The 249-nt window shown below is 76.7% G+C and carries 1 protein-coding gene; it reads right to left on the reverse strand.

The features are described 5' to 3' along the window. On the reverse strand, nucleotides 1–249 hold a 249-nt coding region (locus BEK98_RS47790), incomplete at both ends, for an ATP-binding cassette domain-containing protein (RefSeq protein WP_143684319.1).

Here is a 249-nt window from a genome sequence, read left to right on the forward strand (position 1 = left end):
GGCCAGTGCGAAGGCCTCGCCCTGGTCGTGGGTGACCGCGAGCACGGTCGTACCCAACCGGCCGAACAGTTCGCGGAGTTCGACCACCAGGCGTTCGCGCAGCGAGCGGTCGAGCTGGCCGAGGGGTTCGTCCAGCATGAGCAGCCGGGGCCGGGGTGCGAGCGCCCGGGCGAGGGCCACGCGCTGCTGCTCGCCGCCGGACAGCCCGGCGACGGCCCGCCCGGCGGCGCCCGGCAGCCCGACCAGCTC

This window comes from Streptomyces diastatochromogenes (genome assembly GCF_002242805.1).
GTDB classification, from domain to species: domain Bacteria; phylum Actinomycetota; class Actinomycetes; order Streptomycetales; family Streptomycetaceae; genus Streptomyces; species Streptomyces diastatochromogenes.